Origin of the sequence: Micromonospora sp. NPDC051196, from assembly GCF_040682415.1 — a bacterium.
Taxonomy (GTDB): Bacteria; Actinomycetota; Actinomycetes; order Mycobacteriales; family Micromonosporaceae; genus Micromonospora.
The window spans coordinates 22,347-37,119 of the sequence record NZ_JBFBAY010000028.1 but is presented as its reverse complement, the minus strand read 5'-3'; the positions used below and the strand labels follow the sequence as shown (position 1 = coordinate 37,119).

Annotated in this window: 9 protein-coding genes and 2 pseudogenes; all 11 read right to left on the bottom strand. The window is 67.0% G+C overall.

Annotated features, from left to right (window positions below; all coding sequences use genetic code 11):
• Positions 1–285 precede the first annotated feature (285 nt).
• Positions 286–876, bottom strand: a pseudogene (locus tag AB0M35_RS28090) (DUF2398 family protein); the annotation flags it as partial.
• Positions 861–1,505: a DUF2398 family protein gene (locus tag AB0M35_RS28085; protein WP_363749138.1), complete on the bottom strand. Its 645-nt coding sequence runs from the start codon at positions 1,503–1,505 to the stop codon at positions 861–863. The gene AB0M35_RS28085 and the pseudogene AB0M35_RS28090, both read right to left, overlap by 16 nt.
• Positions 1,498–2,055: a DUF2397 family protein gene (locus tag AB0M35_RS28080; RefSeq protein WP_363749136.1), complete on the bottom strand. Its 558-nt coding sequence runs from the start codon at positions 2,053–2,055 to the stop codon at positions 1,498–1,500. The genes AB0M35_RS28085 and AB0M35_RS28080 overlap by 8 nt, the downstream gene beginning before the upstream one ends.
• Before the next feature lie 107 nt (positions 2,056–2,162).
• Positions 2,163–2,666: pseudogene (locus AB0M35_RS28075) on the bottom strand (DUF2397 family protein); the annotation flags it as partial.
• Position 2,667: 1 nt separating this feature from the next.
• Entirely contained in the window at positions 2,668–3,000 is a 333-nt protein-coding gene (locus AB0M35_RS28070) for a DUF2397 family protein (protein WP_363749134.1), read from the bottom strand.
• A gap of 184 nt (positions 3,001–3,184) precedes the next feature.
• Entirely contained in the window at positions 3,185–4,081 is an 897-nt protein-coding gene (locus AB0M35_RS28065) for a PfkB family carbohydrate kinase (RefSeq protein WP_363749132.1), read from the bottom strand.
• On the bottom strand, positions 4,078–5,520 hold the full coding sequence (locus AB0M35_RS28060; protein ID WP_363749130.1) for an XRE family transcriptional regulator: 1,443 nt from the start codon (positions 5,518–5,520) through the stop codon (positions 4,078–4,080). The genes AB0M35_RS28065 and AB0M35_RS28060 overlap by 4 nt, the downstream gene beginning before the upstream one ends.
• Positions 5,521–5,779: 259 nt before the next feature.
• Positions 5,780–8,821, bottom strand: coding sequence for an AAA family ATPase (locus AB0M35_RS28055; protein WP_363749128.1), 3,042 nt, complete (start codon positions 8,819–8,821; stop codon positions 5,780–5,782).
• A complete protein-coding gene (locus AB0M35_RS28050) occupies positions 8,822–12,193 on the bottom strand; it encodes a helicase-related protein (RefSeq protein ID WP_363749126.1) in 3,372 nt (1,123 codons plus the stop codon).
• Positions 12,194–12,861: 668 nt separating this feature from the next.
• Positions 12,862–13,614, bottom strand: coding sequence for a hypothetical protein (locus tag AB0M35_RS28045; RefSeq protein WP_363749124.1), 753 nt, complete (start codon positions 13,612–13,614; stop codon positions 12,862–12,864).
• Complete coding sequence (locus tag AB0M35_RS28040; RefSeq protein WP_363749123.1) at positions 13,611–14,507, bottom strand: hypothetical protein; 897 nt, start codon at positions 14,505–14,507, stop codon at positions 13,611–13,613. The genes AB0M35_RS28045 and AB0M35_RS28040 overlap by 4 nt, the downstream gene beginning before the upstream one ends.
• Positions 14,508–14,773: the final 266 nt, after the last annotated feature.

The window sequence follows — 14,773 nt, the reverse complement described above, 5'->3', positions numbered from 1 at the left end:
AAGATCGTGGCGGCCGCGCTCGTCTTGCTCCACACCGAACACGCCCGCACCACCTGATCACTACAGGTAATCAAACCGTTGCGCGGAATGGCTCAATGGGATCGTGTGGAAGATCCGAGACTTCCCGGCGCCATTCTTCCCGCGCAGCAACAGCCGGCCCTGCTCGAACTGGAACACCTGGTTTGTCGTACTGCCAGATGTTGCAGATCCCCGCGCGGTGCAGGCGGTACCGGTGCGGATGCGATGCCGCGACCTGCGTCCCGGGTGCCGCGACGGCCGTGCTGCTCATGACCGCACCGCCTCGCTCGCGGCGTAGCGGGCCGCGGCCGCGAGCAGCACCAGGCCGCCCTCGGGGCTGTCACCGCGAGCAGCGCGCCCATCGACCGCCCGCTCGGCGGCGATGGTCTCGGTGGATTCGGCGTCGGCGACCGTCGGCGCCGACGGCGCCAACAGCCCCATGGTGATGAGCAACGCGACGACCGCCTCTCGCAGCAACAACAGATCCTCGACATACCGGCCCGCCCACCGCCGGGCATGACGGTCGGCCAGGTCAGCCAGAATCCCCTCCAGCACGTGCTCGGGTACGGGCACCCCGATCACCAGCCGCCCCGGGGCCGGACGTAACTGCTCGACCAACGCAGTGATCGTCAGCAGCGCGGCCTGGGCGACCGTGCCGACCCCCGGAAAGAGCACGTCGGTGAGTCCGTCGTCGGGGTCGAGCAGGGCGACACCCTCGGCGCGCAGCTTCGCCTGCAAACCGGCGTACTCCAGGAACGACCGCTCCTCTCGGCGTTGCTCCCGACGCAACCACGCCCGCTGCGCGGCGGTCAGCTCGTCGAGGTACACCACCGGTTGCTCGGTCAGCCGCCGCCGTACCGCATGGCGGGTCCCGCCCGGACCGGGCTCGGCGGCAGCACCAACGAACTCCGCAGCGGTACCGCTGCGGCCCGGTGGGGCGCCACCAGGTGCGCGACGATGTCACGGTTGACGGTGAGCAGGGCTTCCGCCCGGTCATCGTCGGCGTAACCGGCGACCGTCCCCTGCTCCTCACGCAGCGCCTGCCAGGACACCAGTTGCCGCAACGCCGCACTGAGCGCACGACGTTCGGTCGGCCGCTGAGCGTCACCGAGTGCGATGCCGGCCTCCACCGCCGCCGCCCGAACATCAGCGATCAGCTGGGACAACAGCACCTGTTCAGGGCAGGTGAGCAGCACCGCTACGCCCAGCGTCAGGTACGTGTACATGCGAGGGGTGAACGGCCCACTGGCGCGCAGCAGCGGTCGACCCCGCCCCGGACCCAGGCCCGGCTTGAACAGCCGGGCAAAACCGGCCTCCACCACCAGTCGGTAGCCGAGGAAGTTACCGAACCAGCTCTTCAACCATTCGGCATGCCGACGGACCAACGGAAAATCATCATCGGTGGCGAGCAGCAACGGCGCGGACAGCAGGGCCCGCACCGCCCGGCGCCGCTCGACCGCCAGCGCGATGTCGTGCTCGTCAGCCATCGGTGTCCTCCAGGCGAATGATCGAGATCTCGATGTCCTGGGCGGTGAAATCACCGACAGCCGAACGTAGGGTCAACACGTGGCGCGGCTTGCTCAACAGTTCGCAGCGCAGATGCAGATCGACGACCAGAGCCACCGCGTTGCCCAGCAGTGGATCACCGGCACCGAGAGCCTGCGCCATCAGTTCGAGCAGCAGATGAATGGCCGGGGCGGACAGACGCACCGCCCCCAGATCGGCGGCGGCGGACAGCAACTCCGCTGCGGCCAAGACCCGCCGCTCATGAAGAGCGGCAGCCTGTGCGATCAATGCCTGCTTCTGCCCGCTACGGTCGGCGATTGCGGAAGCACGTCCGCGCGGCGCCCTCCCACCACGCTCGCGCAGCGCGACGGGAACCTGCACGGCAGGCGCCGGCCACCAACTCGTCGTCGCCGGCACCACCACCTGCGCCTCGGCGGCGAGACCGAGGTGCCGGGCAGGGTAGAGGCCGAACGCCGAGGTGAACAGATCAGCGGCCGTCTCCTCATCGGCGGTGTCCAGCCAGGCCGCCAACCGCAGCAGCTCCCGACGGCGAGAGGCACCGTTGCCGGTGGAAGGACCATCCGTTTCGCGTTGGCCAGCAGCGACTGCAGGGCCCGCATGGTGGCATCGCGCAGCTGCGTGACCTCGCTGCGACGACCGTCGACGTCACTGAACCACGCCCGCAGCGCAGCCCAGTCAGCGAGCTCGTGACCTCGGCTGCGTTGTACGGCAACGCCGAGGTCGGCGGCGGCCCCGGCCAGCCCACCTTCGCGCAGGACATGCACCAGAGCAGGCAGATGCGGCCCCAGGCGGTGCAGGTGACGGTCGATGCGTGGCGCGAGGAGCACAATCTCCTCGGTGATCGACTCGACGTAGTCCAGGAGCAGATCCTTGAAGCCTCGGTACTCCGCGCTGTCCAGGTCATAGCGGGCCAGGACCTGCCCGAGGAAGGCATAGAAGTCGCGTACCGAGTCACGGAACGCCCAGAACTGGGCGAAGATCGTGGCGACCGCCTCGCGAGCCGTGCCGGCATCGACGCCGCCCGGCTGCTCGACCCGATCCACCAGGTCACCCAGACCGGCGGTGAGCAGGCCCAGCAGTTCCCGACTGATCTCCCGGGCGGCGTCCGCGCTCAAGAGCACCTCATCGGCCTGCCGCTGCACCCGTTCGCCGAGCGGAAGACAGTTGATAGCGGGACCGGGCGCGCTGGTACTCCTCGATACTCTTGACGCGCACCGTGTGTGAGCTGGGCAGCAGGTTGCCCCACCCGACAAGCTGGTTCAAGCGGCTCACCGCAGTGTCGAGGGAAATGTCGATCTCGTGGGCGGCGAGTTCCTCGACCACCTGTTGCGCGGAGAGGTCGGTCATCAGCGACGCCGTGAACAGACGCATGATGGCGAGGTAGACGCCGCGTTCAGGCACCGTCAGGTAGGTGAAGGCATCAAGGCGGCCAAGGTCATCCGCCGGCTCACCCATCCGGACAGAATAGGCGACGGTCAGTAGCCGCGACATGCCTGGCAGCACGGGAACCCGGGATCCGTAGCAGGGCACGGGCTGATGCATGAGTGGGCAACGCGCCGCCACGCTCCCGATCGACACGCAACCACGCATCGGCCTGCGCGCAGGTCCGGGTCATGACGGTGCCGGTGCCGCTGCTGTATCAGGTCTTGTGAGCCGCTGTGTGGGCGCCGACGTGTTGGACGGTGTGGGAGCCGGCCTGGACGGCGGTGGTGACGGCGTCGTGTAGCGCGATGTTGCGGGCGAGGTCGACGGCGAGGCTACCGAGGAAGGCGTCGCCGGCTCCGGTGGTGTCGAGGGCGTGGACGGTGGGTGCGGGTACGGTGGCGGATCCGTCGGGATGGGAGTAGGCGGCGCCGTGGTGGCCTGCGGTGACGATGACGGTACGGGGACCGAGGCGTCGTAGTGCGGCTGCGGCGTCTACAGGATCATCGGTGCTCGTCTGGAGGATGGTGGCGGCTTCGTGGTGATTGACCACGAGGATGTCGAGGTGCTGTAGAAGGGCGAGGTCGAGGTGGGGGTGGGGAACGAGGTTGCCGATGACGATCGGTGCGCGGCGGTGGATCAGTAGCGTGGCTACGGGTTCGGGTGGCAGGTCAAGCTGGACGACCACTGCGTGTGTGGTGAGGCCTGCGGTCGCGTGGCCGATGTCGTCGGCGGTCAGTTCCGTGGCGGGCGAGAGGGCGAGGGTTACGTAGCTTTCGCCGTCGGGGGTGACCTCGATGACAGCTGCGCCGGTGCTGGCGTCGGGGACCAGCCGGACGTGGCGTACGTCGACGCCGGCGTCAGACAGGGTTGCGGTGATGTGGTGGCCCCAGGTATCGGCGCCGACGTTGGTGATCAACGCGGCGCGTCCGCCGTGGCGGGCGGCGGCGATGGCCTGGTTGAGGCTTTTGCCGCCGGCGCTGACGGTCAAGGGAGAGCCTTTGGCGGTGCGGCCGGGGCGGGCACGGTGGGGAACCTGGATGGTCAGGTCGATGTTGGCCCGGCCGATGAAGGTGACGTCAACGCGGTGAGCGGGATGGCGGCTGTCGGTCATGCGGTCGCCGGGGATGTGGTCAGCGCGGTCTGGAAGCGCTGCACGGCGGGCTCGGTGGAGAAGGCCGCGAGTTGCCGGCTGACGACGTTGATCTGGCAGCGGATGCGCGTCGACCTGGTGAGGCGGGCAAGGTTGAGCGCGGCGAGAGCAGCGTCGGCAGCCGGCGCGGGTTCGCCGGCGGCGGCGTGGGCGGCGGCGGCACGTGCCAGGTAGTGGCCCCGCTCGCGTTTGTAAGAATCCGGCCACTCTTCCAGGGCCCGGTTGAAGCAGCGGACGGCGGTACGGGGACGGCCCAACCGAAGCCAGCCGTCGCCTTCCTGGGCGCTGACATACGCGGTGGTGCAGAACGAACCGAGACCGTGCTCATCGGCAGCCGTCGTGGCGGAGAGGTGCTGGGCATCGTCGATGGCAGTTCGGAAGGCGGCGGTGTCGCCGTCGATAGCGTGACCGTGTGCACGTTGCACAGCTGCGAAAGCCCTAACCTGCTCCCGGTAACTGCCGGCACGTTCGGCGGCGCGTGCGAGGCCGAGTACCCGGTCCTGGTCAGCGGCGTCGGCGGCCCGTTGCGCCATACGAGCGAACACGTAGGCGGTGAACTCGACGTCGCCGGCTTCCTGGGCCATGGTCAACGCTTGGGCGAGCCACCAGGCACCGGCCTTCCGATCGCCTAGGTCGTCACTGAGCCAGCCAGCGAACTCTGCCCACCGCGCTTGGGTGCTCAACAGCGCGTCATGCAGAACGCCTCGGGTCGCTCGGCGGTAACCGGCGATATGGTCAAGCTGTTGCCGGGCAGTCGGTAAGACCGCTGCCGCTCCCACCCGGTTGTCCGACTCCACGAGCACTGACCGCAGCGCCGCGAAATGGTCCACGACGGCCGGATCTACCGCTGCCGCCCGCGTAGCCATCCCATCGGTGTCTGCCAGTGACGCCACCACACCGGCAGGAAGCACCTGTAGGAAAACGCGGCGGCTGACGTGGCCATGCCGCTCATGCCCGTCTGCCTCAGCCATCACGATATCCGTTTCGTCGGGAAACCGATCGTGCTTTTCGCGATCGGGCGCAGCAACACCCACTGCGGGGATCGCCGTGGTGTGCGCTGCCGTGCCCGTGCCTCGCCGATATCGCCGCTGATCGGAGGACGACGGGCCACCAGTGCGCCGCGGGTTGTAGAGACCAAGTTCGACGTCGGTATCGGCGTCGAGAACATGCCGCAGGCCAGCCCGGCGTTGCTCATTTGGCCAGCGGTGCTCCCCGCGTTCCAGTTTGCCGACCCACCGATGGTCGACATAGTCAGCGGCGAGGTTCCGGCCCGGGTAGAGCTGGTCCAAGGCGGCATTGATGGCGTCGGCCAGCTCGGCGCGGGACATGCGCTGCCCAGGCCGCCGAGGCGACAGCAGCCCGGCACGTCTCTCGGCGAGAACAGCGTTCGGCACGATCATCGTCTCAGGATGACGAGGCACGGGCATCCCCTTCCAGCCGACCAGACAGGACTCAGAACGACATGTGGGCCAAACCGACGCCGGCACCCGAAGCGCAACGTTGTCGCATCATCCATCGCTGCCATCGTCATGGCGGGCAAACCGAAGGTCAAGTGAATCTGGTGCGGCGCGAGGACTGCCATTCCGAATGCCTGGACCATTCCCGCTAGGGCGCATCGGATGGGGCTGCTGGCTGATTCTCGCTGGAGTAAGCGTCGGGTCAACGTGCTGTTAGCGGTTCAGGTAGAGGTTTGCTGTGTACCACGACGAGTTCCCGGTTGGCCCGGGTCAGGCTCGTGTACAGGGTCCCGGCGAATTCCTCCTGTCGTACGAAGTAGCGCGGCTCCACGACCACGACCCCGTCGAATTCAACACCCCTTGCCGACTCGGGCGTGCGGACGGCGAGCTGGCGTTCCTCTCGGGTCCAGTCGCCGGCAGTGGCTGCCGTGTGGGTGCGTCGCCACCCGTCGGCGAGGAGCAGCTTGTCGATGGCTTCCGGGTCGGTGGTGATGATTGCTGCCGTTCCGCCAGGGTATGAGTCCAGCAGTCTGCTCGCCTCACCGACGGCTCGGAGGTCACGCTTGCCGGGTGTGCTGGTTCGGATGACGGATGGTTCAGGCCCTTGGTTCTGAAGTGAGCATGGTTGGTTCCCGGTGGCCGGTAGCAGGCGGTTGGCGAAGTCGAGGATCGGCTGGGTGCAGCGGTATCCGCGTTCCACGACCTCGGGTTGGAACAGCTTGGCGTCGGGGAGTATGTGTAGCCGTTTCGCCAGTTCGTGCCAGTCAAGGTGGTTGATGTCCAGTCGGCGCCGTTGGTTCAGGTCTCCGACGATCGTCCATCGTCCGCCGGCGTTGTGGGCCTGGATGATCTCCCATTCGAGTTCCGAAACATCCTGGGCCTCGTCGACGACGATGTGGTCGTACTTGGAGCGTTTCGTGCTGAGCAGCAGGCCCAGTTGCGCGAAGAGTGGAAGGTATCGGCGCTTTCCCCAGGCCTTCGGGAAGGGGGGAAGCGACTGGATCCACTGCTGCTCTGCCTGACTGGTCTGTGGTTGTTTGTGTGGATCGTTGCTGCTGCGGAGGGCCTCGTATGTCATCTTGACCATGTCGGTCGGACGGCCCGTCTTCCCTCCTGGTCGATCCTGGCTTTCCCGCACCGCCTTGTTCGCCAGGGTCACGATGAAGCTGCCGACGTCCTCGGCTGTCCCCTCACCCGGCTGTACATCGGTGGTGCCCAGACCGGCGATTTCGGCGAGCCACTCGGGAAGTGACTTGACGGTTATGGCTCCGGTCGGATCAAGCTCCCTGACCGTCCGTGAGACGTGACGGACGTACTGTTCGGTAGGTCCGAGCAGGAGTACCCGGGGGATGGGGCCCTTCCTCGTCGTCTCCTCGTTGACCAGGTAGCCCGCACGGTGCACCGCGATGATTGTCTTTCCGGTGCCCGGATGCCCCTGGATGATCAGAGGCATCGTCGGCGGTTGGGTCACCAGGCGATACTGGTCGGGTTGGAGGGTGGAAAGTACGGAGGTCATCGCCTCTGTCCGAGGCGCCTTCAGGGCGTAATGTACGGCGTCGACGGCGCGCATCCCGTTTTCGAGGTCGACGGCCGCTGAGATGGACCGCTGTTTCTGCCCGGCCGATTTCGGTCGGCGGTGGGGTGTCTGGTGGTGGACTCCGGGTGGCGTGGCCGGAGCGGCTTTCGGGGTGGGCAGGGGGATCGTGTGTCTGATCAGTCTGGTGCCGCGCACGGCGATCACGTCGATCTGTTCACTTCTGTCGGTGAGGCCGAGGCGTTCAACCATGCTGACCGTCCGGCGACGGTCGATGCCCGTTGATCCTGGGCTGGTCAGATCGGTGAGAACCGTCCACTGCGCGGTGGGGTGGTGTGCTCGTAGGACGGCGCAGGACAGGCTGGAGAGCTCATGTTCACCGTGGACGATGACGTGGCCGTAGTGCTCCTGGCTGTCGGTGCCTGTGAGTGAGGTGACCAGCTGGGCGAAGAGTCCGAGGTACCGCCGTTGCCCCCAGGCGGCTTTGAACGGCGGTAGTGTTGCGATCCACTCCTGGGAGTACCTGCCCAGCTTCAGGGGTTCAGTGGGCGCTCCGCCGATCCGGATCACCTCGTAGGCGACCTCGAGCTTCGCGGACAGTGCGACGTTGCGTTGCGTCCACCCCAGGCGCCGGCGACAGATCTGTACGGCCTGCTCCACGATGTCCCTGATGTACAGGCCCACGTCAAGGGCATCTGGTTCTCGGGTGTCGGTGAAGCGGGGGTATCCGGCGAGTCCGGCCAGCCAGTCGGTGTCATGCACGGTGGTTATGATCTTGGGTATGTCAGCGGCTGGCAGCCCGACGAGTGCTGCTGCGGTGTGCATCCTGCGGACGATCTTCGGCAGCTGAGTCGTCCATGCGGATACGACGAGCACCCGCCGTCGTTCGTGGGCCAGGTGCCGCAGGATGTCGACCGCGCGCACGGCCGCGATCCCTTCGGGGTCTGCCCGGTGGTCCTCCCCGAACGAAACGACGAGCGGTGCGTCCGGTTGCCATGTTGCCAGGTCCGCTGGTTTGCGCGGCAGTGGAAGCCTGCCTGGGGTGTTCTCTCCCGCCACGACTGCCCGACGAGGTGCAGGAGTAACCGGTGATGCTCGCTTCCTCGGTCTCGTGGCTCTGGGCTCCGGGCGGGTCGGCCCGGCCTGCCGGGTCCTGGTCGCCTGTTCTGCGGGGTGGTCTGTTGACGCAGCGGTGTGGGCAGATGACGGCGCTGAGCTGGTATGACGCCTGGGCTGCCGCTGTGGCGGCGGGGGGATGTGCAGCTTTCCTGCCTTGAAAGGTGATTGGTCGGCCGGCACCGCGACGGCCCAGTCGTCGGAGGCGTGTACCACCTCTGCACCGCGCGCTGTCAGTGTCCGGCGTACCACCACGTCTCTGTCGAATTCATGGGCGGTGTGCGGGTCGAAGAACGCCTTCGCTGCCCGTGCAGCCCAGTTGATGACCGGATAGTCCCAGTCCGCACTGCTGAGGTACCGCGTACCGATGTAGAAGGCGACCCCCAGATCCCTGTCCGGGCCGGCAAGGCCGACTCGACCGTATAGGGGGCCGATGCTTGCCCGTTCACCGCGAGGGACATTGTCGATGTAGCGCTCGTTCGCGGTGACGGCGATTTCCGGGTTCTTCCGGGCGAGCCGCCGTTCCAGCGCCCGCAGGTAGCTTCTGTTGGTGGCGATCTCGAAGGCGAGTTCCTCGTCGCTGATCTTCGTCACCTACTGCACCTCCACTACGCAGACGGCCAGGTCTTCGGTGCTGAGCATGGCTGTCGACCGCGCTGTTATGTCCTGCAGGAGGCCCGCATAGCGATTGTCCTCCCGTTGTTGCTGGGCCTGGAAGAGGGGCACGACCCGGTCCCTGCCACGGGCGCGCAGGGTGGCGATGCGTGACTCCAGCGCCTGTATCCGCCGTTGATGGACCTGTTCGATGCTGAGTCGTCGGGAGGCGAGGAACGCGGCGTTCTCGGCGGCCAACCTGTCCTGGCTATGGAGATGCCTGCGCACCACCTGGTCACTGGTCATCTCGAGCGCCGGCTGCAGGTCGACCGATCCGTCGAACCAGGCGGGCTTCAGGTTGCCGGCTGCGACAGCCGCCATCAGCCGGTCGCCGAGGTCGGGGGCGACCTGCAGGGTGCGGGCGTCCACGGTGACGGTCCAGACCTCGTGCAGCGGCCTGATTCCGTTCCAGGTGGCGATGCACAGATGCACGAGGTAGGTGCCCGGCGCTGTCCCGGCCTCCTGCGCCGACATCGTGATCGCTGAGAATCTCGTCTGCCGGTGGCCCGGTACATTCAATGCTGCGCGTACCAAGGGGTGGTTGGCTGTCAGGAGTGGCACGCCGCTGGTCCGGGAGGCCTCCTGGTCCAGGGAGAGTTGGATCGGCTGTTGCTGCGTCAGGTCGCTGAGAATCCGGTCGACCTCGGACCTCGTCTTGTCGCCGCGTCGTGTGAGGTCACGGACGTGGCCGGCGAGCTCACTGTTGCCGCTCACGGTCACGTGGTCGCCACGGATCCGGCAGCGTCCGCCGTAGCTTTCCACCCAGTCACTGACCAGTAGGGCCAGTTCCTGTTGCCCGACATACCGGCCGGAGGCCAGCAGGTCGGGTTCGAGGCCCTCGATGTCGACGCCGTCACTTGATATGAGGTGGGGCGCCGCCGATTCGACCTCGTGGGCTGCCCGCTTCTGCTCTGCGATCACCGCCATGAACTCTTGGGTGCGTTGCTTGCGCTGGGCGGGGGTCAGGGTGAAGTCGAGCAGGCAGGACTCGACATCGGGCCATACGCTCTCGACGATCGGTTCCAGTGCGCCGATGGCGTGTTCGAAGATTCCGATCCGGGCGATCACCCGCTCGAGGATGTCGGACTCGATCGTCCCGGGTGTGGTGAAGTTGATGATCACGATTTTTTGCTCGGACTGGCCGATCCGGTCGATCCGGCCGATACGCTGCTCGATTTCCATCGGATTCCACGGCAGGTCGTAGTTGACCAGGACGGAGCAGAACTCGAAGTCCAGGCCCTCACTCGCGACCTTGGTGGCCACGACGATGTCGTATCCGCCGGCCCGGAAATCGGCCATGATCCTGGCCCGGTCATCCCTGCCTACCCCGCCGTGCAGAACGGCGGCCCTGCAACGGCCGCGTAAATGCCGCTCGAGGTAGGACAACGTCCGACGGGAAAACGTGAACACAAGTCCCTGTTTGCCCTGACGGACGAGGCCATCGACAACGTCGAGGAGCCGCTCGAGCTTCGTGTCCACGTCAATGCCGGCTGCCAGATCCCGCAACCGTCGCGAGGGCGGCACATCCGGACCCCGTACCGCCACCGCCGGCTTCGCCGCGGTGTTCACCTCGTCCTGTACGGCGGCGGTGTTCCACGAAGTCAGGACGAGTGCTGCCGCCTCGGGCAGGCAGCTGCCCGCGAGGCGTAACGGCATCTGCATGCCGAAGTGCAGCGGCGTGTCCTTGACCCTCGCACGCTCGACGCACCACTGCAGGTACGCCTGATAGAAGTCGTGCTCACGCTGGGTCCAACGCACATGGACGGGGCGTGGCTCCCGTACAGACTTGTTCTCCTGAACCTCGATCTTGCGGGTGCGGGTGACCTGGGCCGAGAGTCCGCCCAGCTCGCTGCAGATCCGTTTCACCTGGACCACGTCGGTCGGGGACAGGTGGGGCTGCTCCAGGATCCCGCCGAGCAGGACAAACTCGGGCCGCATGGTGATGACGCGGCCGAAGGCGCTGCCCGACAGCTCCGACAGCCACCGCCGACGTGTGGTGTTGCTGACCGAGGTGTCCAGCAGCGAGCCCGTGATGCGGTTGAGCACCTTGTTGGGTTCGATCCGGTCCTGCAGGTCCGCCAGGTCCTGAAATTCGCCGGGTACCAGGAGTTCGAGGAGGTTGTACAGATCGTTGTTGCGCAGGTTCACCGGGGTGGCGGAGAGGAAGACGTACGCGTCCGCCCAGCGGGACAACAACTCGCCCAAAGCGTGGCTCTTGGTTCCGGTGTTGCGGAAGACGTGCGCCTCGTCGACGATCACCAGGTCCAGTTGGAGATCCAGCCGCTCGATGTCGGCCAGTCCCTTCCACGCCCGTAGCCGCTCCACCGAGCAGATCCAGGCCATCCTCCGGGGGAGGCGATCCGATTCGAGTCGGTCCTTGAGGTCGGCCAGTCCCGCACCGGTGAGCTCGGTCAACTCGAACCCGAATCTCTCACGCATCTCGTGCTGCCACTTGGTCAGCAGCGCGGAGGGGCATACGACGAGCACCCGGTTCGCGTGCCTGCGGGCATCGAGTTCAGTCCACAACAGTCCGGCCTCGATGGTTTTGCCGAGGCCGACCTCGTCAGCGATGAGCAACCGGAGTGACCCTGTGCTCAGCAACTTCATCACCGGCTTGAACTGGTACGGCCGGAAAATGGTGCGTGTCGCTCGGAACGAGAAAACCGTGTCGGTGAACTGCTTCTCAAGCTTCGCCCTGGTCAGCGTCGCCGCGAGACGCTCGGCGGGGGCTGGTGCGGTGCGTACCCACGCATCGGGAGAGTCGACTGTCGGCTTGGGCGACAAGGCCTCCTCGTCGATCCGCTGGATGCGGCTGCCGGCGAAGACCTGGTAGATCCATCGACCGTGCGCGAACTGGCGGCTTTTGATCATGCCGTCCTGCCCGGCCCGGGTGATCACCTCGTCGGTGACGGCGAACAGGGGCAGCGGTACCTCGCAGGCGTCTTCCCAGAGGTGGTCGAACCAGCCCAGCGCGGAGGCCACGGGTGAGTCATCGGCCACCTCTGCGGCCGGCTGGCGCATCCCCACGCCGGGCATCGCACCCGACGTGACCACGAGCAGCGGAGCCGGATCCAGGCCACCGAACCAGTAGATCCCCTCAGGCAGACTGACCGGCGGTGCAACGATCTGTCTCACCCGCTTGACCGTTGCCGGAGGGTCGGGCAGATCGGCGCCGAGAGCCAGCACGTCAGTGAAGAGCCCGGTCGCGAGCATGGCGGTCGCATCTGTCGCCAGCGGGTGGTAACCATGTGTGCCCGCGAGGACAGCCGGATTGGGGAAGATCTGTCGGCCTGAGTCACCGGGCGCCTGCACTGTCAGCCTCCGTGATCGATGCGGACATGTCCATGGCCCTGCTCGTCGTTCGGCAACGCCATCGGCTCCTTCTCCTCTTCCGCGGACGTTGGCCGGAAGAGGAGCGGTCCGCTCCTGGGTCCCGGTACCCCGTCGGGTGGTACGGGGCGGTCCGGTGGCCCTGTCGAGGTGGGGGCGGAGCGTCGAGGAACGGGCAGACAAACAGGTTCCGGTCCGGCGCGTTGCCGGTCCGGTCTTCTCTCGACGCTCCGGTGTCCGCACGGCCCGCGTTGCCCCGACCGATCGACGGCGTGTGCGTCTGTGACCGAGATATCGCGGAATTGGCCGGCACCGCACCAATCTAGGGGGCGTGGGATGGCGGGGAAAGGCTTGATCGATGGGGGTTGAACGACGTTCAGGTGTGTACGACTGACCAATCTGATGGGTCACAGGTCACCATCCGGACGTTTCCGATACAGCTCCCGTTGGTGAACGGATCCGGGCGTCCGCACGTTGTCCGCCGGCGGCCGCAGTGTGGCGCCGTTGCTGCGGCCGGAAAGCGCGCCGGGAGCATCGGCAGTGGGCCGGGCCTGGACAGCGGCGGCCGATAGCTCGCGGCGGGACGATATGAGTCTGCCGCTGGCACGGGCCGGCTGTGTGCAGATAGCTGATTGGCCCCCGCTCTGACGTCAGTCGGGGGTGGAACGCAGCTGGTTGATGGCCTCGTCTGTGTATCGCACGACAAGATCTGCGAGTTGTGAATCGTCGAGCGTCTCGAGGCTGACCACGACGGCCAGGCGTCGGAGCCTGCGTGCGGTGATCCGCAGGATCTCGGTGCGGGCAGTGTCCGCTTTCCCGACGGTGGCCAGATGACCTCGAGCGATGGCGCGGGCGACACGGGGATGCGCGCCGAGTGTGGGCCGTTCGAGGATGGCGACAGCTTCATCCTCCAGCAGCTGGGCACCCAGGTCGTCTCCCAGGTTGTGGATGCGGGTCCACAGGCGTCGGAAGACGTTACGGGGACGTCCGATGATGCGTTCGTATCCCGGGCGTCGTTGATCGTTGGGCCATCGCCAGAATGCGATATCCGGTAGAAGGACCAGGCTGAGGAATGACCATACGTCCTCGCAGGCGGCATCGGCGGGGACGATGGCCATCTGGTGGTACAGGACCGGTGCCAGTTTCCGGTCGAAGGCGGTGCCCCTCGTCTTGGTCGCCGGTGCCGGCCAGCCCGCCTGCGCAGCGGTCGCGCGAACGGAATGTTGCAGGGTACGGAGGTCGTCCTCCGTGACTCGGTGCGGGGCCGTCGGGTACCAGGTGGTGCGCGGGTCGGTGGTGCTGGACAGGTGCCGTAGCTCCTCCGGAGACCGGCCGGTGCGGGCGGTCAGCAGCTCCTCGGCGACAGGTGCGGGCAGACGGGGGTAGACCTGTAGACGGCTCATAGAAGGACCTCGTCGATTCCCTGAAGGACCGCCTCGAGTTCACCGGGGTCGTGGCCGTTTTGGCTGCGCAGGTCGGACAGGGAGCGGCCGGGGAAGTACCTGCGGACGAGGTTGAGGAACAACTCGCCGAGGGTTCCCTGGCCGTAGTCGTGGCTGTCCTGGAGCTCCTCGCACCGCAGCGCTGTCTGGATGAGCTGGCGGGCGAGGTCGTGTTGGAGGATCTCGGCGAGGACTCGGGATTGCTTGGCGTCCGGGTGGTTGAGCATCGCGCTGATTGCGGAATGGTCGGTGTTCAGGTGCAGTCGGATGCTTCCGGTGTCGGTCGCGTCGAGGTCGGTGGCACAGGACAGGTACCACAGGGCGCGGCGGCCCTCGGCCAGGCCGCTGTCGGCGAAGCCGGTTCCGACGACGGGGAATCGGCTCCCGCTGCCTTCCAACCGGAAGCGTCGTCGGTCCTGCCAGAGGATGGCGCCGGGCCGGTCGGGTGCCAGAGGTGAGAGAACGCCGGTGTCGGGCACGGCCAGGACCAGGCGTGCCTCGAGGTGGAGACGACCGCCGATCTCTGAACCCGGGACCTCCACGCTTGTCTGGTTGTCGCCGTCGGCGAGTTTGACGGGTACTGAGTTGCCGCGACGGTTGGTGGCACTGCTGTGCCAGCTGAGGAACCAGCGCAGGTCGGCGGCGGGGGACAGGCCGCAGTCCTGCAGCAGTGCGGGCAGGTCGACGTGGAGCGCCCAGTCCGCCGCGAGGTCGGTGAAGTAGTCCCAGTCGGGGACGGGGTGTTCCTCCGGAACAGGTGTGGCGTGTGGTCCGGCGGGGGTGATGGTCACGGTCGTGGACCGGATCCGGTCGTCGGACGGTGTCAGGTAGCCGGTGCAGATGGGTGCAGTCACCGCTGCGTCTCCTCGTGTCGTACACGGAGGGTTACGGCAGCGTCGGCGGGTTGTGTCAGGGTGACGGTCCAGTGCTGGGGAGGGTTGTCGGTGAGCACCAGGCGTGGCCCGGCGGTCAGGGTCCCGCTGTCCCGGTCGCGCCAGTGCACCACCTCGACCGGGGTGGTCTCGTCGGCTTCCTCCGGTGCGCTGTCCGCCACCGCGACCATCGGTTGGGCGGTCAGGGACAGGACGGTGTCGTCGGTCGGACGTCGGGTGAGGTCGAT

Excerpts from the sequence above, each read along its gene's own strand:
- AB0M35_RS28070 (WP_363749134.1), bottom strand. The coding sequence starts at position 3,000 with ATGGGTGAGCCGGCGGATGACCTTGGCCGCCTTGATGCCTTCACCTAC.
- AB0M35_RS28060 (WP_363749130.1), bottom strand. The coding sequence starts at position 5,520 with ATGATCGTGCCGAACGCTGTTCTCGCCGAGAGACGTGCCGGGCTGCTG.
- AB0M35_RS28085 (WP_363749138.1), bottom strand. The coding sequence starts at position 1,505 with ATGGCTGACGAGCACGACATCGCGCTGGCGGTCGAGCGGCGCCGGGCG.
- AB0M35_RS28065 (WP_363749132.1), bottom strand. The coding sequence starts at position 4,081 with ATGACCGACAGCCGCCATCCCGCTCACCGCGTTGACGTCACCTTCATC.
- AB0M35_RS28045 (WP_363749124.1), bottom strand. The coding sequence starts at position 13,614 with ATGAGCCGTCTACAGGTCTACCCCCGTCTGCCCGCACCTGTCGCCGAG.